Consider the following 21,112-nt stretch of genomic DNA (forward strand, 5'->3'; position numbering starts at 1 on the left):
ATGTATGATATTGAGAATTATTATCAGGCGTCAACCATAGAGGAAGCGGTAAAGCTTCTGAAAGAACATCCCCATGCCAGAGTTATTTCCGGAGGCAGTGATGTGCTGATCAAGATCCGGGAAGGCAAAATGGCAGGTACTTCCCTGGTGAGTATCCGGGATATAAGGGAGATCCAGGGAGTATGGATGGCTGAGAACAGGGATATCTGGATCGGAGCAGGCACTACTTTCTCCCATGTGACAGCAGATCCTTTGATCACTAGGCATTTGTCTGTACTTGGTGAGGCAGTAGATCAGGTAGGAGGTCCTCAGGTAAGGAATATGGGTACCATCGGAGGCAATGTATGTAATGGGGCTGTCAGTGCAGACAGTGCACCTACACTGTTTTCCTTAAACGCAATGCTGCTGATCCGAAATGATCAGGGAGAACGGCTGGTTCCTATCCAGGAGTTTTATCTGGGTCCTGGAAAAGTAGATCTTCACCCTGGGGACCTGCTGACCCACATTGTGATCCCTGCCTGTGAATATGAAGGTTATAAAGGCCACTATATTAAATATTCCATGCGTAATGCTATGGATATTGCAACCTTAAGCTGCAGTGTAGTAAGTGCTGTAGACCTTGATACATATACGTTGAAGGATGTAAGGATCACCTTTGGTGTGGCAGCACCTGTACCCCTTCGGTGCAGGGAAACAGAGCAGGCACTGAAGGGAATGAAGATTGGGGAGGAGCTTTATACCAATGTAAAAGAACTGGTACGAAAGGAAATCAATCCCAGGAATTCCTGGAGGGCATCCAGGGCATTCAGACTTCAGATCGGCGGTGAGATTGCAGCCAGGGCACTGGAAGAAAGCATCCGTCTGCAGGGAGGTGACAGAACATGAAAAAAGAAATGAGACTGGTACAATGTACAGTAAATGGACGGCCTGTAGCGGAATATGTGGATGTAAGAGAGTCTCTTCTGGATATGTTACGAAATCGTCTTGGACTTACCTCTGTGAAAAAAGGATGTGAGGTAGGAGAATGTGGTGCCTGTACAGTGATCCTGGATGGAGAGACCATTGATTCCTGCATTTATCTGGCTGTCTGGGCTGATGGCAAAGAGATCCGTACCCTGGAGGGCCTGGAGAAGAATGGAGAGCTTACAAGGATCCAACAGGCATTTATAGAGGAGGGAGCTGTACAGTGCGGCTTTTGTACTCCTGGTTTCATTATGTCTGCCACAGTGCTCCTGGAAAAAGGGATTCCACTGTCCAGAGATGCTATCCGCAAGCACATGGCTGGGAATTTGTGCAGATGTACCGGATATGAGAACATTGTGAATGCAGTAGAAAAAGTAAATAAGGAAAATCTTCAGAATAATGAGTGAGCATTATATTATTGTAAGAGGTGGCGGTGACCTGGCCACTGGGGTGATCCACAGGCTTTTCCGGTGCGGATATAAAGTCCTTATATTAGAGTGTGAAAAGCCAAGTGCTATCCGCAGGAAAGTAGCTTTCTGCGAAGCTGTATATGATGGAGAAGCCTTTGTGGAAGGTGTGCTTTGCAGCAGGATCGAAGATATTAGCCAATGCAGGCAAGTGTGGGAAAAAAGACAGATTCCGCTGTTGGTAGATCCGGAGGCGGCATGCCTTAAGACCGGGCTGGATGGCCAGACACCAGCAGCTTTGATCGATGGAATCATTGCAAAGAAAAATCTTGGAACAAGGAAAGAAATGGCACCTGTAACCATTGGCCTTGGTCCAGGCTTTCTGGCTGGAGAAGATGTGGACTATGTGGTGGAAACGATGCGTGGACATGATCTTGGCAGGATCATAGAGGACGATTATGCACAGCCTAATACAGGCGTGCCAGGTATGGTAGGGGGAGTAAGCAAGGAGCGTGTGCTCCATTCTCCGGAGGCAGGGATCATCCATGTAAAGAGCCAGATTGCAGATCTGGTGGAGAAGGGACAGATTCTTGCCTATGTAGGAGAAGTGCCTGTACCGGCTTCAATCACAGGTGTGCTGAGAGGGATCATACGTGATGGATATCATGTTTTTAAAGGAATGAAGATTGCTGATATTGATCCCAGAAAAGAAGAAAAAAAGAACTGTTTTACCATATCAGATAAAGCCAGATGTATAGCAGGAAGCGTGATTGAGATCCTGCTTGGAGAGCATATACTTCCATAAAGGAGGAGCCGATGCATTATTCAGAATATTTTCTGGATCTTCTTGATCTGGATATCCAGAACGATCCAGTGATCGCTGTTGTTGGAGGCGGAGGGAAGACTAGCTTGATCTACCGTCTGTGTCAGGAGCTGACGGCTATGGATAAAACTGTGGTGATCGCTACAACCACGCATATGGAATGGGAAAAGGACAGACCATTTGCCAAGGATGGCAACAGGCAGCAGGTGCTGGCGTGCCTGGAGCAATATAAATATGTGGTGGCAGCAGGACTGGATCCAGAGAAAAATAAGATAACAGCCTTGCCAGAACAACAGCTACGGGAGCTTAAAGATTTATGCGATGTAATGCTGATCGAGGCTGATGGAGCAAAACATAAACCATTGAAGGTACCAGAGGAATGGGAACCGGTGATCCCCAAGTTTGCACACATTGTGATCAGCGTGATCGGGCTGGACTGTCTTGGTCATCCTATTCGGGAAGTGACCCACAGAGCAGAGAAAACATCCGTATTTTTACAGAAAAATATGGATGCACCAGTAACTGGTGAAGATGTTGTAAAGATCGCATCATCTATACATGGTTTATTTAAGAATGTGGAAAAACGTATTTATCGTGTATACCTGAATAAGGCAGATGTACTGGCAGACCCGGAAGAAGCAGCCAACATTGCCAGATGCCTGGAAGAAAAGGGTACAACGGCTGTATGGGGAAGTATAAAAAATGAGACAGCATGAACTAACAGAACTTGCATTAATTTTACTGGCGGCTGGATATAGCCGCCGTTTTGGACAGAATAAGCTATTGTATCCTGTAAATGGAAAGCCTATGTATAGTTATGGGTTGGATACATTAAAGAAAGCTGCAGGGTTGCTGAAGGTAAACTGTCAGGTACAGGTTGTGACTCAGTATGAACAGATCCTGGAAGCATGCATCAGCCAGGGATTTCCGGTCTATATGAATCCGGCTCCTGACCTGGGGATCGCCTCTTCCATGCAGGTGGGACTGCAGCATAATCTTCACAAAGATGCCTGTCTTTTTATGGTGGCAGACCAGCCTGGCCTTACAGCCGGCAGTGTAAAGGAACTGGTGGATGGATTTCTTCTTTCAGGGAAGGGCATGGGTGTGTGCTGTTTTCAGGAGAAAATGGGTAATCCATGTATTTTTGGCAGCAGGTATTACCCTCAGCTTTTAAAACTTACCGGTGACAAGGGCGGGAAGGTACTGATCCGTCAATATCCGGAGGATGTGTTTTATTATCAGATAAGGGATCCACAGGAATTACTGGACATTGATTATTCATCAGAACTGTCCGGCAGATCATAAGAAAACAAAAGGAGTTATCCGAAATGGGAGCGGAAGTGTAAGCAGCTTTCTTCTCATTGGGATAACTCCTTTTTGATTACGTGGACGTTAAATGTATTGATGATGTAATACCAGGCAACCTGTTTATTTCAATAAGTTACTCTTACCAGGTTGTTTTATAGATGGATCAGGGTTCCTGTTTTCCCCTGGATCCCTTCTTTCGCTTTTTCAAGCAACGTGATCAGTGCTGTACGTCCGGAACCGGAGCCGGCAAAATCAATGGCTGCTTCTACCTTGGGAAGCATGGAGCCAGCAGCAAATTGGCCTTCTTTTACGTACTTACGAGCCTGGGATACTGTAAGGTCATTCAGCCATTTCTGATCAGGGGTGCCAAAATGAATGGCTACCTTTTCAACTGCTGTAAGGATGATCAGCATATCGGCATCCAGCTGCTTTGCAAGAAGACAGCTGGCAAAGTCCTTGTCAATCACTGCGGATGCACCTTTCAGATGATGATCCTTCAGGATTACTGGAATACCGCCACCGCCACAGCAAATCACGATCTTATTGGCATCCACCAGGCTGTTGATGGCATCCTGTTCAACGATCTCTACAGGCTTAGGTGATGCGACCACACGCCGGTAGCCACGGCCTGCATCCTCACGCATGATGTGACCATAGGCTTTTGCCTGATATTCGGCCTCTTCCTTGGTAAGGAATTTGCCGATCGGCTTTGTGGGATTGGCAAAGGCAGGGTCATCCGGATCTACCCTGACCTGGGTGACAACTGTTACTACAGGAGTGCGCATAAAACCACGCTTCCGCAATTCTTCCCTGAGTGCGTTCTGGAGATCGTAGCCAATATAGGCCTGACTCATAGCAACACATACGGAAAGAGGCGTGTTAGGCTGGGTATCATCCTCTCTGGAAAGGGCAGACATAGCATTATTGATCATGCCTACCTGCGGACCGTTTCCGTGGACAACCACCACCTGATGTCCTTCCTCAATAAGATCACAGAGAGCCCTGGCAGTAGTTTTTACAGCAATCATCTGTTCAGGAAGGGTATTTCCCAATGCATTACCGCCAAGAGCGATTACGATTCGTTTCCTCTGATACATACAAACCTCCCACTCCCCAACGGGGTATTATGCCATGATTCTGGGAGCTGCTTTCACTTCCAGCTTTTTCAGGATGTCCTGAGGATTCTCAAATTTAGACAGCATGATCATAGCTGCAATAACATAAGGTTTAAAGCTTGCTTCTTTGTAAAGCGGGATTCTGTAGCGGTCAAATACACTTGCATCAACCTCACCGGTTTCACAGCTTACACCTGTGATATCTGCAGGCAGGCAGTGAAGGTAAAGAGCTTTTCCATTCTTTGTGGTTTTCATAAGCTCTTCTGTGCATGCCCAGTCTTTATGCTCTGCATTTTGAGCAAGCAGTTCTTTTTCCAGTTTGTCAATGCCATCGAAATCACCTTCACCATAAAGGTTGGTACGTTTCTCCATGGCTGCAAACGGAGCCCAACTCTTTGGATAAACAATATCAGCATCTTTGAATGCTTCTTCCATGCTGTTGGTCTTTGTGAAAGAACCGCCGGAAGCCTGTGCATTCTTACGTGCGATCTCCTCAACCTCTGGCATTACATCATATCCGTCCGGATGAGCAAGAACAACATCCATTCCGAAACGTGTCATAAGTCCGATCACGCCCTGAGGAACAGAAAGAGGTTTGCCATAAGAAGGAGAGTATGCCCAGGACATAGCGATCTTTTTACCTTTCAGGTTCTCAACACCGCCAAATTCATGGATGATATGCAGCATATCTGCCATGCACTGGGTAGGATGGTCTACATCACACTGAAGGTTTACAAGAGTAGGACGCTGCTCCAAGATACCGTCCTGATTGCCCTCTGTAACAGAATCCATAAATTCTTTCTGGTAAGCATGTCCTTTGCCGATATACATATCATCACGGATACCAATCACATCAGCCATGAAGGAAACCATATTTGCTGTTTCGCGTACAGTCTCGCCGTGAGCAATCTGAGATTTCTTTTCGTCCAGGTCCTGTACTTCAAGGCCTAACAGGTTGCAGGCAGAAGCAAAGGAGAAACGGGTACGTGTGGAATTATCACGGAAAATAGAAATCCCAAGACCACTTTCAAATACTTTGGTAGAAATATTATGCTCTCTCATAAAGCGAAGTGCATCAGCAACAGTGAAAACAGCTTCCAGTTCATCATCGGTCTTATCCCATGTCCAGAAGAAATCGTTGTTGTACATTTCTTTAAAATTAAGGCTGTTCAATTTGTCAATATAATCCTGTAATGTTTTCATGATTATCATTCTCCTTGTATGTTTTATGATGGATTATCTGGTATACAGCCGGGACGCACAGGTGCGGATCCCGGCCCTGATTGCGGAAAAATAATTATTTGCAGTAATTGCCTGGAAGTGCTGCATATACAGCTGCACATCTTACAAGGTCATCTTTCCAGGTCCTTTCATTTGGAGCATGAGCCTGTGCCTCTGCACCAGGTCCAAAGCCGATGCATGGGATATTATTACGTCCCATAATGGTTACACCATTTGTGGAGAAGGTCCACTTGTCGGTAAGAGGACGGGATTTACGAAGCTGGGATGTTACATCATTGCCCTGGCGTTCTTCGCCATACAGTCCCTTGTATGCATCCTCAAGTGCTTTTGTAACCTTATGATCCTTGGGAATGACCCAGGTAGGGAAGTAGCATTCAATAGGATATACAAGCTCTGTCCAGGAAGGACGGGAATATTCGTACATGGAAACCTTTACATCGTCTCCGTATTTCTTTACGGAAGGAAGGGCACGGATCTCATCCAGGCAGCTTTCCCAGGTTTCGCCTGCGGTCATACGGCGGTCAAGGGATACAGAGCAGGAATCTGCAACTGCACAGCGGCTTGGGGAAGTAAAGAAGATCTCAGAAGTAGTAACAGTACCTCTTCCAAGGAAACGTGCTTCTTCCCATTCTGGATTGTATTTCTCATCCAGCATTTTAACCAGGCCTTTGATCTGTGTTTCATCAGCTGCATCATTTTCGTTGAGGGCGCGTATATCCTGAAGGATATCAGCCATCTTATAAATAGCATTATCTCCACGCTCAGGAGCAGAGCCATGGCAGGAGATACCTTTTACATCTACACGGATCTCCATACGTCCCCGCTGTCCACGATAAATACCGCCGTCAGTAGGCTCTGTAGATACAACAAACTCCGGACGAACCTTGTCCTCATGGATGATGTACTGCCAGCAAAGACCGTCACAATCCTCCTCCTGTACAGTACCGGTGACTACAACCTGAAATTTGTCATTTAAAAGACCAAGATCTTTCATGATCTTTGCACCATAAACAGCAGAAACAATACCGCCCAGCTGGTCAGAGGTTCCACGGCCGCCGATCTCAGAGTCTGTCTCGTAGCCTTCGTATGGATCAAATTCCCAGTTATCTCTGTTACCAATACCTACAGTATCGATATGAGCGTCAAAACCGATGAGAGTCTGGCCGCTTCCCATGAAACCAAGGATATTGCCCATAGGATCGATCTGAACTTTGTCAAAGCCAAGTTTCTCCATTTCTTCTTTGATCCGCATCACATGGCCTTTCTCGCCACAGCTTTCTCCCGGGATTTTTACAAGATCCCGTAAGAATCTGGTCATGTCTGCTTTGTAGCCTTCTGCTGCTGCATTGATTTGACTGTAATCCATTTTTCTTCCTCCTGTATATGTGTAATATTAAATGAATAATTATGTTCTGATTATTTACTGAGAGACTGGGATGTGCCATAAAGACCGTCCCATACGATCTCACGGTAGCGTACCGGGTCAGTGTCTCCCTCTGTGGAGATCACAAGGATGTTGGAATCCGCATCCAGGTGAAGGGCTTCTTTAAGGTCTGCTGCATCTGCATCATGAAGCGCAGTGTAAACAAGGCCAAGCGGTACAGAGCCGGATTCACCGGAAATAACCTTAGGATCATCTCCAAGCGGGTTGGCATAAATTCTTGTAGCTTTTGCACTCATCCAGTCAGGACATGATGCAAATACGGAAACATGGTTCTTAAGGATATCCCATCCGATGGTATTGCCCTCGCCACAGGCAAGTCCAGCCATGATAGTGGCAAGGTCTCCGGTTACATTTACAAGATCACCGGTCTTTGCACAGGCAGAGCGATAAAGGCAATCAGCTGCGCCTGCTTCGCACACCACCATGATGGGAGGATTTTCTTTATATTTGTTTGCAAAATAACCTACCACAGCACCTGCAAGGGAGCCTACGCCAGCCTGAACAAATACGTGAGTAGGCCGCACACCGGCTTCTTCCATCTGATGATCTGCTTCCAGAACCAAAGTGCCATATCCCTGCATGATCCAGGAAGGAATCTCTTCATAACCGTCCCAGGCAGTATCCTGGACAATGATCCCATGAGGGGTTTTGGCGGCTTCAGCAGCTGCCATCCTTACACAGTCATCATAGTTTACTTCTTCAATAGTAACTTCTGCGCCTTCTTTTGCAATATTGTCAAAACGGGTCTTGGTTGTACCTTTCGGCATCCGCACAACGGCCTTCTGTCCAAGGCGATGAGCTGCCCATGCAACGCCACGTCCGTGGTTGCCATCTGTAGCAGTAAAGAAAGTAGCCTGTCCGAATTCTTTACGAAGTTCTTCAGAAGAAAGAACATTATAAGGCAGCTGGCTGATATCTTTCCCAAGTTCTTTTGCAATATAACGGCCCATTGCATAGGATCCGCCCAGCACTTTAAAAGCATTCAGCCCGAAACGGTAGGATTCGTCCTTGCAGAAAATATTGTTTACGCCCAAAAAACTGGCCAGGGCAGAAAGCTTCTGCAGGGGTGTTACAGAATACTGGGGAAAGCTTTTATGGAATTCATTGGCTTTTGCTACGTTTTCCCCGGACATAAGATCCAGGTAGGAATCAGAAGACTTGGGCACCTGGTTCACAGTCCATTTCAATCCTTCTGTCATATGAAATAACCTCCCTTTATATTTTTTTAAAATTTATAATTTCTTATTTCTATAATATCATAAAATAAATAATTTACAATAGAAATATGCAAAAATATTTAGGCATTTCAAAAAAAAATTAGGCTCATTGTCATGGGGTGGAAACTGTGGTAAAATAAACTGATGTTTTTGGGTAAATTATTCTGCAGATAACTGTACTTAGAGATGAGAGGAGAGATTATTATGGCCATATTAAGGGCTTTTCGTGCCCTTCGTCCTGTACCGGAGAAGGCGGCAAAGGTGGCTGCACTTCCGTATGATGTGGTGAATCGTGAAGAAGCCAGGGCGATAGGAGAAGCAAATCCGGATTCCTTTCTGCATGTGGATAGGGCTGAGATGGACCTGCCGCAGGATGTAGATCTGTATGACCCTTCTGTTTATCAGAAGGCAAAAGAAAACCTGGAAAAAATGGAAGAAACAGGAACTATGATCCAGGATCCTGATCCCTGCTATTATATTTATGAACTGGTCCGTAAAGGCAGGACCCAGACAGGGATTGCAGGCTGTGCATCCATTGACGATTACATAAATGGTGTAGTGAAAAAGCATGAGCTTACAAGGGAAGATAAGGAACTGGACCGTATCCGCCACGTAGATGTGTGTGATGCCAATACAGGCCCTATTTATCTTGCCTGCAGATATACACAGCAGCTTCTTTCTCTGATGGAGCAATGGAAAGAGTCCCACAAGGCAGTTTATGATTTTACGGCAGAGGATGAAGTGATCCACAGAGTGTGGGTGATCGATGATAAGGATACTATCCAGAAGATTTCACAGGAGTTTGGAGATATACCTGCCTTTTATATTGCAGATGGCCATCACAGGGCTGCATCTGCTGTGAAGGTAGGACAGAAGAGAAGACAGGAGCATCCAGACTATACAGGAGAGGAAGAATTTAACTTTTTCCTTTCTGTTGTTTTTCCCTTTGACCAGCTTACCATCCTTCCTTACAACAGGATCGTAAAGGATCTGAACGGTCTGATAGAACAGGCTTTCCTTGCAAGCCTGAAGTTTAATTTTGAATTGGTGGCTATGCCCGGATTTCCATGTAAGCCTGTAGAGAAGCATTGCATCGGCCTTTATATAGGCGGACAGTGGTTCCATTTGAAGGCATGGCCGGATGTATATGAAAAGAAGGATATTGTGGGGCAGTTGGATGTGCAGATCCTTCATGACAAAGTGCTGGCACCTGTCCTGGGGATCAAAGATGAAAGGCGGGATCCAAGGATACGCTTTGTAGGAGGCAATCGAAGCCTGAAACAGCTGGGAGAACTGGCAAAAGAAGAAGGTGGGATTGCATTTGCCATGTATCCCACCTCTGTTGAGGATCTGATGCAGATCGCTGATGAGGGTAAGCTGATGCCGCCCAAGTCTACCTGGTTTGAGCCAAAGCTTCGCAGCGGGATCTTTATCCACAAGCTGAAAGATTAAAGCTCTACCAAATGTCCGGACTCTTTATCATAGCGGCAGTATTTGCCGTTGCCGGAGATGAAAGGCTGGTATGTATTGGTCTTAACGTCCTTCAGATATACGATCCCTGTAGAGATCATATGCACCAGGGAGAACCGCTCGCTTAGGGAGGAGATCCACTCATAAGTCTTGTTGTGAGAAGAGTCTGCCATGACCAGATTATAGCCTCCATCGCAGGGCTCCAGTGAAAAATACACTTTTTCTGCATGGGCCGGGTCGTCAAAAACCTGGCTCAGGATATAAGAAGAAAAATGGTCCTTTACAAAATTATAAAAGCTGTCCATGGTATATGTGATCCCGGATACTTCATCTGTGATCCTGTCACCACGTTCCAGACGGGTTCGGATTACTTTTAGGACTTCAATAGTCGAATTGATGAATGAGATACCGGTATAGTCCAGACTGTTGAGAAGTTCTTCGATCAGCTGTCTGGATAATATATTAGAGCGGACTGCTTCTTCGTACATTTCCTGATTCATAATGGCCTCCTTATAGGTTGTTTTTATGATTACAGTATAGCTGTTTTGGCAGGGGATTTCAAGGAGGGGAGAGAAGTGGAAGAGGAATTTATTTCAGGATTTTGCAGGACCATGAATGGAAGTAATACGGTATGCTGTGAATATGAGATCACAGATGGAAAGAAAAAGCTGACATTTATGGACTGTGCTTATAAAAGATGCGTAAACAGCGGCGCCTGTGAAATTTATAAAGAAGCCTGCGCTCTGGAAGAAAAGTGAACTCTCTTCCAGGCCGCAGGCCTTTTCTTTGGAAAATTACTTATTAACATCAATATAGCTGTATAGCGTATATTTGGAAATGCCAAAATAATTGGCTACCTTATCTCCTGACTTTGTAATAAGAAATGCCCCTGAATCATTTAGGAACTGGATGGCTTTTACTTTGTCATCCTTATTCATCAATGCAACTGGCTTGCCTGCAAGTGCTACAGACTCCTCAATCAAGCGATCCAGCAAATCATTCACATTGTGAGAGATCTGCTTTGGCTTTTCTTCCTTATTCTGTGGGGTGATCAGTGCGTGGAGCGCATTCTCGATCATGGTAAGCTTGGTAATATCATAATTGATCCCAAATACATAATGGAGAGATCCATCATCATCACGGATATAGGATGTGCTGCATTTCAGAATCTTGCCGTCACTGGTTTTCATCAGATAACCAGAGTGGTCAGAAGGTTCGCTGCCTTTGCGGTTCCGGTTGCGAATTACATCAAACACTGCATCTGAAGGCCCGTCCCCAATGCTGCGTCCTGTAACATGGCCGTTTACGATATAAACAATAGAGTGTTCAGGATCCTTGGTTTTCAGGTCATGGATCACAACCTCACAGTCAGGCCCGAATTCTGAAGCCAGATCCTGGGCGATTTGTTTTAAGACAGTCAGACGTCCCATAAAAGCTGCCTCCCTTTCTATAAAATAATGGTAACTGCTTAGTGCCTTTACGGCTGCCAGGCAAATGGTCGCTTGTCCTCCTTGTGTATGCACAGGTGGTCTCAGACCTGTTGATACTGTAATCATAGTATATCACAGGCGCAAAAAAATAAAAAGGATTTTCACAAAAAAAATGTGGAAAGCTAAAAAAAATTGTAAAATTAAAGGATATGTATGGAATAATCTGTACAAAAGTGCTATATTGAAGCAAACGGATATGATGCCTTAGGGCAACATGTTCATAATGGGGCCAGTCCCCGGGACAGTGGAATCATAAAACCTGAATGATAAGGAGGTATCACCATGAGATATTTACTTAAGAACGGAACGGTTGTGTCAGGAGAAAAGTCAATGAAAGCAGATGTACTGACAGATGGAGAGAAGATCCTTGCTGTCGGAGAGAAACTTCCGGAAGATGGGGCAAACGTTATAGATGTAACAGGAAAGCTTTTGTTCCCCGGATTTATTGACGGACATACTCATCTTGACTTGGATGTGGCGGGGACTGTTACAGCGGATGATTTTGAAACTGGTACAAAAGCGGCTCTTCTTGGAGGCACCACCATGGTGGTGGATTATGCGTCACAGGATAAAGGCGGCCATACATTAAAAGAAGGTCTGGAAAAATGGCATAAAAAGGCAGACGGTAAATGCTCCTGTGATTATTCATTCCATATGTCTATCGTGGAATGGAATGAAGAAACAGAAAAAGAGATCCAGGATATGATCGATGCCGGGATCACCAGCTTTAAGCTGTATATGACTTATCCGGCAATGATGGTAGGGGATGGGGATATTTACAAAATCATTAAGAAACTAAATAAAGAAGGATGCTTTGCAGGAGTACACTGCGAGAATGCAGAAGTGATCGATGCACTGTCCCAGGAAGCAAAGGCAGCAGGCAGACTGGGACCTGAGAATCATCCGTTGGTGCGGCCGGATACTATGGAGGCAGAAGCTGTGCACCGTTTGCTGGTAATCGCAGAAGCGGCTGGAGCACCTGTTATGATCGTCCATCTTACAAATCGGAAGGCTTATCAGGAAGTTATGGCAGCCAGAGCAAGAGGACAGATCGTATATGTGGAAACCTGTCCACATTATCTGCTGCTAGATGATAGTAAGTATTCACTGCCGGATTTTGAAGGAGCCAGATATGTATGTGCCCCTCCTCTTCGAAAAAAAGAAGATCAGGAATGCTTATGGAAGGCACTGGCAAATGGACAGATCCAGACAGTTGCCACAGATCATTGCAGCTTTACATTGGAACAGAGGGCTCTTGGAAAGGATGATTTTACAAAGATCCCAGGAGGGCTTCCGGGAATACAGACAAGAGGAAGCCTGCTGTACACCTATGGAGTACGAATGGGAAGGATCAGCCAGGAGCAGATGTGCAGCCTGTTATGTGAAAATCCTGCAAAGCTTTATGGTGTATACCCAAGAAAAGGTGTGCTTGCACCGGGAAGCGATGCAGATATTGTAATATTTGACCCGGAAAAAGAAAGCAGTATTTCAGCAAAGACACATGCTTGCAATACAGACAATACCCCATTTGAAGGCTTTGCACTTCATGGCGATATTGACAGTGTTTTCCTTAGAGGAACCTTATGCGTATCAGGCGGCAGGCTGATCAGGGAAAAACAGGGAACTTATATCCACAGGGATAAAAACAGCTTTCGGTTTTAAAGGCTTTGCGCTGGCATAATAGCAGATTTTAATCTCAGTCGAGAAGACTCCCACCTCTTTCAGGTGGTGAGTAACAGCAGCTCGACTTGAAAACACATATAGCCGGAGGCACAGGAAATGTATAGAGAAATATACCATATACTTGAAAAACAGGGAAAACTGAAAACAGTTTTGATCCTGGATGGAGAGTATCAGGGACAGAAGGCTTACAGGACGGACCTTGGATGGCAGGGGACGGATCCAAGGTTTGACTGGCACCCTTATGAAGAGGCATTAGATCAGATAGAGGAAACCGGAATCAAGCAGATATATGGAGTATCTTTTTTTGTGGAAATCTACATGAAGAATCCAAGACTGATCCTTCTTGGAGCAGGTCATGTATCCTGTCCTACAGCAAAGATAGGTAAGATGCTAGGATTCCATGTTACTGTTATGGATGAAAGAGAGGAATTTCTTACAAAAGACAGGTTTCCCGATGCTGATGTACTGGTACCGGCTCCTTTTGAAGAACTGTCTGCAAGGATCCCGGCATATGCAAATGCTTATTATGTGATCGTTACAAGAGGCCATGTGGGTGACGGTATCTGCGTTCGGCAGATTCTGGATCGGCCCTATACCTATCTTGGTATGATCGGAAGCAGGACTAAGGTACGGATCACTATGGAGAATCTGGAAAATGAAGGCTATACCAGGGAACAGCTGGAGTCAGTCCATGCACCCATTGGCCTGCCGCTGGGAGGGCAGATGCCGGCAGAGATCGCAGTCAGTATTATGGCGGAGATCGTAAAGGTGAAAAACCAGCATTATATGGCATATTGTGATGAGGATGTACAGCATGCAGTGGAAGCTGGCCGAACAGGTGTAATGGTTACTATCATAAGCAAATCTGGCTCATCTCCCAGAGGAGTGGGAAGCAAAATGCTGGTTGGGGATGATGGAAAGACCTGGGGCAGCATTGGAGGCGGCAGGGTAGAATATGAGGCGATCCGGTATTGCACACAAGTTGTTTCTCCTGAATGTGTATCTTATAATCTGTCCAATGCAGAACAGGGAAATCTTGGAATGATCTGCGGCGGTCAGGTGGATGTGCTGTTTGAAAGGATATGATACTCTAAGAATCTTTTGGGAAAATGGGTTGCATATTCTGAAATAATCATGTATATTAGTTGTAATACAATTTTAATAACTAATATGTGAATAATCAGCGCATTCATGCAGCTGAGTCAGGAGGAAATATATTATGAAAAAAACATTATTGGCATTGCTTGTACTGGGAGCCGCTATTGTGCTTCCAGGATGTGGGTTTGATGATGGAGCCGGTTCAACAGTAACAGTTGTGGAGATCACACCTACTCCGGAGCCAACACCTACTCCAGAGGTGACACCTACCCCAGAAGTAACACCTACTCCGGAGCCTGTTATTGTACAGACAGCAAGCGGTGTTAATGTTACCAAGCAGGACGGTGTATATACTACCAATACAGAAGTGAACCTTCGTGCAGATGCAAGCACAGATGCAGAGCTTGTTACAGGAGTTGGCGCAGGGGTCCAGCTTACCAGCACTGGTGTATGTGACAATGGATGGATCGAAGTGAACTATAATGGACAGACCTTATATGCGTCCGGAGATTATGTGACTGCAGTGGCAGCAGACCCTAATGCGGCAGCAGACCCTAATGCGGCAGCAGATCCTAATGCAGCAGCAGATCCTAATGCAGCAGCAGATCCTAATGCGGCTGTAAGTGACGGTACACAGGCAGATGCAGCTGTATCAGATGGTACTGTGCAGCAATAAGACAGAGCATTACAAAAATAATAATAATTGAGAAACGAACAGCACAGCCATTTGATGACCGTGCTGTTTTTTTTCTTGTGTAAAATATTACTCTGGATAAACCAGACGATCCGGGCGGATATCGTAAAGCACCTGCTCCAGATATTTCTTTGCCAGATATTTGGCCATGCCAAGATTCATATCCAAATAGTTGCCACAATCCCTGGCAGAAGCACCAGGTACTTCTCCTTCAAAATCGCGGATAAATTCAAAGGTTTCAATCATAAGGGGAACAATATCCCTGGATTCGTAGTCTCCATTTAAAAGAAGATAATTGCCGGTGCGGCAGCCCATTGGTCCCCAGTAGATCATCTTAGGACCAAATACAGGATGGTTTCTTAAAAAAGTAGCAGCCAGGTGCTCGATGGTATGAAGCTCAGCAGTGTTCATTACAGGCTCTTCATTAGGGGAAGTCATACGGATATCAAAGGTGGTGATCACGCTGTCACCTGCTTTGTCTTTCCTGGATACATATACTCCAGGCTGCAATTTGATGTGGTCTATGGTAAAACTGGTTATTTTTTCCATGTCAGATCCTCTCTTTCGATTTAAATGATAACAGGCTGTACACTGTCTTTTTTAATTTTAACAGAAAAAAACAGTTTTGCAATATAAAACAGCTGGCAGATAAAAGACCAGATAAAAATCATCTGTAGATATAAGCGGCAGATAAAAAATAACTGCAACATTGACTTTAATATGACAGAATGCTAAACTGACTAGGAATGAAAAAAGAAGGAGAAATCATTATGATCGACGGAAATAAAGTGTTGTTCAGCGGCATGCAGGCAACAGGAAATCTTACTCTGGGTAATTATCTGGGTGCTCTGAAGAATTGGGTGACTTTATGTGATGAATATGAATGCTTTTACAGTGTGGTAGATATGCACTCTATTACCATACGCCAGGATCCGGCAGTGCTCCGCAAAAGAGCCAGGAATCTGCTTACCCTTTATATTGCTGCAGGACTGGATCCAAAGAAAAATTGCATCTATTATCAATCTCACGTGTCCGGTCATGCAGAACTGGCATGGATCCTGGACTGCTTTACCTATATGGGAGAATTAAACCGTATGACTCAGTTCAAGGACAAAGCAGCCAAACATGCGGATAATATTAACAGCGGACTTTTTACATATCCGGTACTGATGGCAGCAGATATTCTTCTGTATCAGGCAGATGTGGTTCCGGTGGGGATTGACCAGATGCAGCATCTTGAACTTACAAGAAACATTGCAGAGCGTTTTAATAATATTTACGGCGATGTATTTACAATTCCGGAAGCGTATATCGGCAAGGTAGGAGCAAAGATCATGAGCCTTCAGGATCCTTCCAAAAAGATGTCCAAATCTGATGAGAATCCGAATGGAAGTATTTATCTGATGGATGATCCGGATACTATTATGAGAAAGTGCAAACGTGCAGTTACAGACTCAGAAGGATGTATCCTGTACAGGGATGAGCAGCCGGGAATCAAGAATCTGATCGATATTTACAGTGCATGCACAGGTAAAACACCGGATGAAACAGTGAAGGAATTCCAGGGTAAGGGATATGGAGACTTCAAGCCTGCAGTTGGAGAAGCTGTTGTCAGTGTGCTGAAACCGCTTCAGGATGAGTTCGCCAGACTTTCAAAGGATAAGGCATATATTGATTCTGTTATCAAGGAAAATGCAGAAAAGGCAAACTATTATGCAACAAAAACTTTGCGTAAGGTTCAGAGAAAAGTAGGCTTTCCTGATCGGATTCGATAAGAGTACAAGAAAACAGTCATTATAATATAATAAAAGTAATCTGGGAGGCATAATGAATATGAAACGTAAATATCTTGCAGTGCTTTGTGCAGCAGTGCTTTCAGCCTGCATGTTCACAGGGTGTGGAAACAAAGACACAGATAATAAGGAAACCGCAAAGACTGCGTCTGAAGAGCAGCAGGGAACAGAAAAGGATGCAGAGGAGGCTGGTATTTCTGATGGTTCTGATACAGAAGATGTACAGGAGGGCAGCCAGGAGGAAGGCCAGAGCGGACAGCCTGTAGAGGATGCAGAAGATGCTGCAGAAGAAACCTTCCAGGAGCCGGAGAAAGCGGCAGATACTGGATCTTCAGAGGATGCAGTTACACTGGATGTAAGCAAGTCCCTTACCGGTACTCATGATGTGGAGATCAAGGTAAAGGATTATGGCACCATCGATGTACAACTGGATGCAGATACAGCTCCTATTACAGTAACTAATTTTATTAAGCTTGTACAGGAGAATTTTTATGATGGACTTACCTTTCACAGGATCATGGACGGCTTTATGATCCAGGGGGGAGATCCTCTTGGCAATGGTACCGGCGGTTCTGATCAGACCATTAAAGGGGAGTTCAAGAACAACAAGGTGGAGAATAACATCTCCCATAAGAGAGGCGTGATCTCTATGGCAAGGAGCAGTGATCCGGATAGTGCCAGCTCACAGTTCTTTATCGTGCAGACAGACAGCACCTTCCTGGACGGAGATTATGCTGCATTCGGAGAAGTTACCTCTGGTATGGATGTGGTAGATGCCATCTGCAAAGATGCCAAGCCCACAGACGACAATGGCACCATCCCGGCAGACCAGCAGCCTGTGATCGAGTACATCAAGGTTCTGGACTGATCTTCCGGGACTGATCCGTTTATTTCAGCCGGATCACCAGCACAGGCACCGGCGGATGATTGGGCCTGTTATAAAATTCACTTTTGATAACAAGATAACAGTGGGGATCAAGGCTTTTCAGCCAGCTAAGGACAGCATCATGCTCTTCAAAGCCTGTATCTCCCCCGCTGTAGATACAAAGAGACAAAAGCCCGCCTTTTTTCAGAAGCTTCAGCGAAGAAGAAAGAGCGGGCATACTTGTTTTTATCCTTGTAGATATGGTATGATCCCCACCTGGAAGATAGCCGAAGTTAAATACAATGCAGCTGACTGTATCTGGGGATGCATATGCTTCCATGTTGGAATGGGAATCCAGGATGCATTTGCAGTTCTGAAAGGGACTTTCTTTCAAAAGCTTTTCCTTTGTGTGATCCAGGGCGTCCCTTTGGATATCAAAGGCAAGTACATGGCCTGTATTTCCGCAAAGCCTGGAAAGAAGAAGGGTGTCTGAGCCGTTTCCTGCGGTGGCATCTATGCACAGGTCTCCTTCCTGTACCTGCTCTTCTATAAAACGGCTGCACCAGCCGGTGATCTGTATATTTTTCATGGTGATCATTCCTTTCTCAATATGGTTGCACTGCTCTTTTTTTCTATTTTACCAAATGGGTAAAAAAAATTCCATTGCAATCCATTAATCCCTGCCGTATAATAAACCAGGATATTACCTGTGTACAGTAACACCATCATATCGAAATTTTACAGAGGAGGACGATTTATTTCCATGTTAAAAGACAAAACTGTGCTTCTGGGAGTGACAGGCAGCATTGCTGCATATAAAATCGCATATCTTGCCAGTGCGCTTGTAAAGCTTCATGCAGATGTACATGTGCTTATGACAAAGAATGCATGTAATTTTATAAATCCTATTACTTTTGAAACACTTACAGGAAATAAATGTCTTGTGGATACCTTTGACAGGAATTTTCAGTTTTCTGTGGAGCATGTATCTGTTGCCAAGAAGGCTGATGTGGTAATGATCGCACCGGCAAGTGCGAATGTGATCGGCAAGCTGGCCCATGGCATTGCAGATGATATGCTTACCACTACGATTCTGGCGTGCAGATGCAGGAAATTTATTTCCCCAGCAATGAATACCAATATGTTTGAGAATCCCATTGTGCAGGATAATTTAAAGATTCTTGCAGGCTATGGATACTCTGTGATCGATCCTGCAGTAGGACATCTGGCATGTGGGGATACAGGGGCAGGCAAGATGCCGGAGCCTGAGACGCTTCTTTCTTATATTTTACAGGAGATCGGTGCAGCAAAGGATCTGAGAGGAAAGAAGGTTCTGGTAACAGCAGGACCTACCCAGGAGCCCATTGACCCGGTACGCTATATTACGAATCATTCCTCTGGCAAGATGGGATATGCCATTGCAAAGGCAGCTATGCTAAGGGGAGCGGAGGTAACTTTGGTCAGCGGACCGGTTGCCATTAAGCCTCCGGCTTTTGTAAAGCTGATCCCTGTTGTAACTGCCCAGGATATGTATGAGGCTGTGACCAGTATCAGTGACAGCCAGCATATTATCATCAAGGCTGCAGCAGTAGCTGATTATTGCCCTGCTACAGTAAGTGAGGACAAGCTCAAAAAACAGGATGACCAGATGTCCATTCCGCTAAAAAGAACAAGGGATATTTTGAAATACCTGGGTGAGCATAAGGTGCCCGGGCAGTTTTTGTGCGGATTTTCTATGGAAACCCGCGATATGCTCAGTAATTCCAGAGCCAAGCTAAAGAAGAAAAACCTGGATATGGTAGCTGCCAATAATGTAAAGGTGGCAGGAGCCGGATTCCAGGGAGATACCAATGTGCTGACTCTGATTACACAGGATGAGGAAGTATCACTCCCGCTGATGAGCAAGGAGGATGCAGCCGGAAAGATCCTGGATAAGATCCTGGAGATTATGAACCAGGAGGTAACTGATTAACCAAAGGATGCGGACAAATTTATAATATCCGCAGATCCAGCACCGTATTGTATCCCGAAAAGGGAACGATAACAAGGAGGACAAAATGAAAAATCAACTGAAAACATCACAAATCACTATGCTTGGCCTGATGATCGCCATCCTGCTTCTTATGGCCTACACACCCCTTGGGTATCTGAATATCGGCCCGCTTGCCATCACCTTTAATGTGATTCCGGTAGCTATCAGTGCCATTGTACTTGGGCCTGCAGGCGGAGCTGTTGCAGGGGCAGTGTTTGGTATTACCAGCTGTCTGCAGTGTATAGGCGTTGGCGGCTCCAGTGCCATGGGTGCTACACTTTTTGCCATAAATCCTGCATTGGCTATTATTCAGAGATTTGTACCAAGATTTCTGGATGGTATTCTTCTTGGATATATTTTCAAAGGAACCCGTAAGAAATCCAAGAATGTTTATCTTTCTTGCTCTGTAACAGGCTTCTTTTCCGCATTTCTTAATACTCTGTTTTTCATGACAATGCTGGTTGTTCTTTTTGGCAACAGTGAGTATATACAGGGACTGATGGGCGGCCAGAATGTGATTGTGTTTATTTGCTCATTTGTTGGAATTAATGCTGTATGTGAGATGATCTCTTCTACTGTGATCACCGGAATGGTAGGCGCTGCACTTTATAAGGCAAGACTGCTCCCCGGCACAGCAACTGAGGGCACAGAAGCAGTAAAAAGAGATGCCGTAAGGCTGTAACCAGGAGGAAACATGATTTTTGCAATCGATATTGGCAACACAAATATTGTAGCCGGCTGTATTGATAAGGAGAAGACTTATTTTATTGAAAGGCTTTCTACAGTAAGAACAAAAACAGAATTGGAATATGCAGTTGACATTAAAACGCTTCTGGACATTTATCACATTAAGAAGAATGACATTGAAGGATGCATTATTTCTTCTGTTGTGCCTCAGATCACCAACGCAGTGAAGCTGGCTGCTGAAAAGATCCTGAAAAAAGAAGTGATGGTATTAGGCCCTGGCGTGAAAACAGGACTGAATATTATGATGGATAACCCCGGCTCACTGGGGGCAGACCTGGTGGCAAATGCTGTGGCAGGGATTGCAGAATATCCGCTGCCTCTGGCCATTATCGATATGGGCACTGCCAGTACAGTAAGCGTTGTGGATGAGAAGAAGCATTATGTAGGGGGCATGATCTTTCCGGGAATCAACATTTCCTTGGATGCCCTCACTGCACGAGCATCCCAGCTTAGTGGGATCAGTATTGACGCACCTAGAAGGATCATTGGGAAAAACACCATTGAGTGTATGAAAAGCGGTGTGATCTACAGCAATGCCGCTGCTTTGGACGGGATCGTGGAGCGAATTGGAGAGGAACTTGGGAAAGAACCTTTTGTAGTGGCAACCGGCGGCCTTTCCAAAAAGATAGTTCCCTATTGCAAAAAGAAGATCGTTCTGGATGAGGATCTTCTTTTGAAGGGGCTGATGATCATTTATGACAAAAATAAATGATCCATCTGG

At 45.0% G+C, this 21,112-nt stretch carries 23 protein-coding genes; 15 read left to right on the forward strand and 8 right to left on the reverse strand.

All coding sequences use genetic code 11. The features are described from left to right. Genes xdhB through G5B11_RS02075 form a run of 5 tightly spaced genes read left to right on the forward strand, consistent with a single transcriptional unit; the run spans position 1 to position 3,498 of the window. Positions 1-885, forward strand: a complete 885-nt coding sequence (gene xdhB, locus G5B11_RS02055; RefSeq protein WP_173726701.1) for a xanthine dehydrogenase subunit XdhB — start codon at positions 1-3, stop codon at positions 883-885. Continuing rightward, positions 882-1,370 carry a xanthine dehydrogenase subunit XdhC gene (gene xdhC, locus G5B11_RS02060; protein WP_158421576.1) on the forward strand — a complete coding sequence of 163 codons (489 nt, stop codon included), beginning with the start codon at positions 882-884 and terminating at the stop codon, positions 1,368-1,370. The genes xdhB and xdhC overlap by 4 nt, the downstream gene beginning before the upstream one ends. Continuing rightward, complete coding sequence (gene yqeB, locus G5B11_RS02065; RefSeq protein WP_158421577.1) at positions 1,363-2,175, forward strand: selenium-dependent molybdenum cofactor biosynthesis protein YqeB; 813 nt, start codon at positions 1,363-1,365, stop codon at positions 2,173-2,175. The genes xdhC and yqeB overlap by 8 nt, the downstream gene beginning before the upstream one ends. A gap of 11 nt (positions 2,176-2,186) precedes the next feature. Next, positions 2,187-2,909, forward strand: coding sequence for a selenium cofactor biosynthesis protein YqeC (yqeC, locus tag G5B11_RS02070; RefSeq protein ID WP_173726702.1), 723 nt, complete (start codon positions 2,187-2,189; stop codon positions 2,907-2,909). Continuing rightward, on the forward strand, positions 2,896-3,498 hold the full coding sequence (locus tag G5B11_RS02075; protein ID WP_173726703.1) for a nucleotidyltransferase family protein: 603 nt from the start codon (positions 2,896-2,898) through the stop codon (positions 3,496-3,498). Before yqeC ends, G5B11_RS02075 begins: the two co-directional genes overlap by 14 nt. Before the next feature lie 155 nt (positions 3,499-3,653). Here G5B11_RS02075 and arcC read toward each other — a convergent pair whose 3' ends face one another. From arcC to dpaL, 4 genes are all read right to left on the reverse strand, one after another. Next, positions 3,654-4,598 (reverse strand): carbamate kinase, encoded by a 945-nt coding sequence (gene arcC, locus G5B11_RS02080; RefSeq protein WP_158421580.1) that lies wholly within the window; start codon positions 4,596-4,598, stop codon positions 3,654-3,656. 27 nt (positions 4,599-4,625) lie between these two features. Continuing rightward, positions 4,626-5,819: a knotted carbamoyltransferase YgeW gene (gene ygeW, locus G5B11_RS02085; protein WP_173726704.1), complete on the reverse strand. Its 1,194-nt coding sequence runs from the start codon at positions 5,817-5,819 to the stop codon at positions 4,626-4,628. Between the two features lie 94 nt (positions 5,820-5,913). Continuing rightward, positions 5,914-7,224 (reverse strand): YgeY family selenium metabolism-linked hydrolase, encoded by a 1,311-nt coding sequence (locus G5B11_RS02090; protein WP_173726705.1) that lies wholly within the window; start codon positions 7,222-7,224, stop codon positions 5,914-5,916. Between the two features lie 50 nt (positions 7,225-7,274). Then, positions 7,275-8,501, reverse strand: coding sequence for a diaminopropionate ammonia-lyase (gene dpaL, locus G5B11_RS02095; protein ID WP_173726706.1), 1,227 nt, complete (start codon positions 8,499-8,501; stop codon positions 7,275-7,277). Between the two features lie 222 nt (positions 8,502-8,723). Between dpaL and G5B11_RS02100 the strand changes: the two genes are divergently transcribed. Beyond that, a complete protein-coding gene (locus G5B11_RS02100; RefSeq protein ID WP_173726707.1) occupies positions 8,724-9,971 on the forward strand; it encodes a DUF1015 domain-containing protein in 1,248 nt (415 codons plus the stop codon). On the opposite strand, the gene G5B11_RS02105 is transcribed toward G5B11_RS02100, so the two are convergent. Next, positions 9,968-10,489, reverse strand: coding sequence for a hypothetical protein (locus G5B11_RS02105; protein ID WP_158421585.1), 522 nt, complete (start codon positions 10,487-10,489; stop codon positions 9,968-9,970). The two genes, G5B11_RS02100 and G5B11_RS02105, sit on opposite strands and share 4 nt — an antisense overlap. Positions 10,490-10,564: 75 nt before the next feature. On the opposite strand from G5B11_RS02105, the gene G5B11_RS02110 reads away from it, so the two are divergent. Further along, positions 10,565-10,747 carry a hypothetical protein gene (locus tag G5B11_RS02110; protein ID WP_158421586.1) on the forward strand — a complete coding sequence of 61 codons (183 nt, stop codon included), beginning with the start codon at positions 10,565-10,567 and terminating at the stop codon, positions 10,745-10,747. 36 nt (positions 10,748-10,783) lie between these two features. On the opposite strand, the gene G5B11_RS02115 is transcribed toward G5B11_RS02110, so the two are convergent. Continuing rightward, positions 10,784-11,419, reverse strand: coding sequence for a helix-turn-helix transcriptional regulator (locus G5B11_RS02115; protein ID WP_158421587.1), 636 nt, complete (start codon positions 11,417-11,419; stop codon positions 10,784-10,786). A 342-nt stretch (positions 11,420-11,761) separates the two neighbouring features. Between G5B11_RS02115 and hydA the strand changes: the two genes are divergently transcribed. The 3 genes from hydA to G5B11_RS02130 all read left to right on the forward strand — a co-directional run bounded on the left by hydA (position 11,762) and on the right by G5B11_RS02130 (position 14,936). Continuing rightward, positions 11,762-13,141: a dihydropyrimidinase gene (gene hydA / locus G5B11_RS02120; protein WP_173726708.1), complete on the forward strand. Its 1,380-nt coding sequence runs from the start codon at positions 11,762-11,764 to the stop codon at positions 13,139-13,141. 117 nt (positions 13,142-13,258) lie between these two features. Next, positions 13,259-14,248: an XdhC family protein gene (locus tag G5B11_RS02125; RefSeq protein WP_173726709.1), complete on the forward strand. Its 990-nt coding sequence runs from the start codon at positions 13,259-13,261 to the stop codon at positions 14,246-14,248. Positions 14,249-14,381: 133 nt separating this feature from the next. Then, entirely contained in the window at positions 14,382-14,936 is a 555-nt protein-coding gene (locus G5B11_RS02130) for an SH3 domain-containing protein (RefSeq protein WP_173726710.1), read from the forward strand. 87 nt (positions 14,937-15,023) lie between these two features. On the opposite strand, the gene G5B11_RS02135 is transcribed toward G5B11_RS02130, so the two are convergent. After that, complete coding sequence (locus G5B11_RS02135) at positions 15,024-15,503, reverse strand: S-ribosylhomocysteine lyase (RefSeq protein ID WP_173726711.1); 480 nt, start codon at positions 15,501-15,503, stop codon at positions 15,024-15,026. A gap of 221 nt (positions 15,504-15,724) precedes the next feature. Here G5B11_RS02135 and trpS point away from each other — a divergent pair, with 221 nt between their 5' ends. Then, positions 15,725-16,729, forward strand: a complete 1,005-nt coding sequence (gene trpS, locus G5B11_RS02140; RefSeq protein ID WP_173726712.1) for a tryptophan--tRNA ligase — start codon at positions 15,725-15,727, stop codon at positions 16,727-16,729. A gap of 58 nt (positions 16,730-16,787) precedes the next feature. Continuing rightward, positions 16,788-17,615 carry a peptidylprolyl isomerase gene (locus G5B11_RS02145; protein WP_173726713.1) on the forward strand — a complete coding sequence of 276 codons (828 nt, stop codon included), beginning with the start codon at positions 16,788-16,790 and terminating at the stop codon, positions 17,613-17,615. Positions 17,616-17,634: 19 nt separating this feature from the next. On the opposite strand, the gene G5B11_RS02150 is transcribed toward G5B11_RS02145, so the two are convergent. Beyond that, positions 17,635-18,201 (reverse strand): tRNA (mnm(5)s(2)U34)-methyltransferase, encoded by a 567-nt coding sequence (locus tag G5B11_RS02150; protein ID WP_173726714.1) that lies wholly within the window; start codon positions 18,199-18,201, stop codon positions 17,635-17,637. Positions 18,202-18,375: 174 nt separating this feature from the next. Here G5B11_RS02150 and coaBC point away from each other — a divergent pair, with 174 nt between their 5' ends. From coaBC to G5B11_RS02165, 3 genes are all read left to right on the forward strand, one after another. Then, positions 18,376-19,584 (forward strand): bifunctional phosphopantothenoylcysteine decarboxylase/phosphopantothenate--cysteine ligase CoaBC, encoded by a 1,209-nt coding sequence (gene coaBC, locus G5B11_RS02155; RefSeq protein ID WP_173726715.1) that lies wholly within the window; start codon positions 18,376-18,378, stop codon positions 19,582-19,584. 85 nt (positions 19,585-19,669) lie between these two features. Continuing rightward, complete coding sequence (locus tag G5B11_RS02160) at positions 19,670-20,326, forward strand: ECF transporter S component (RefSeq protein ID WP_173726716.1); 657 nt, start codon at positions 19,670-19,672, stop codon at positions 20,324-20,326. A gap of 12 nt (positions 20,327-20,338) precedes the next feature. After that, on the forward strand, positions 20,339-21,103 hold the full coding sequence (locus G5B11_RS02165; protein WP_158421596.1) for a type III pantothenate kinase: 765 nt from the start codon (positions 20,339-20,341) through the stop codon (positions 21,101-21,103). Positions 21,104-21,112 lie beyond the last annotated feature (9 nt).

It is taken from the genome of Blautia glucerasea (assembly GCF_013304385.1).
Lineage (GTDB): Bacteria > Bacillota > Clostridia > Lachnospirales > Lachnospiraceae > Blautia_A > Blautia_A ammoniilytica.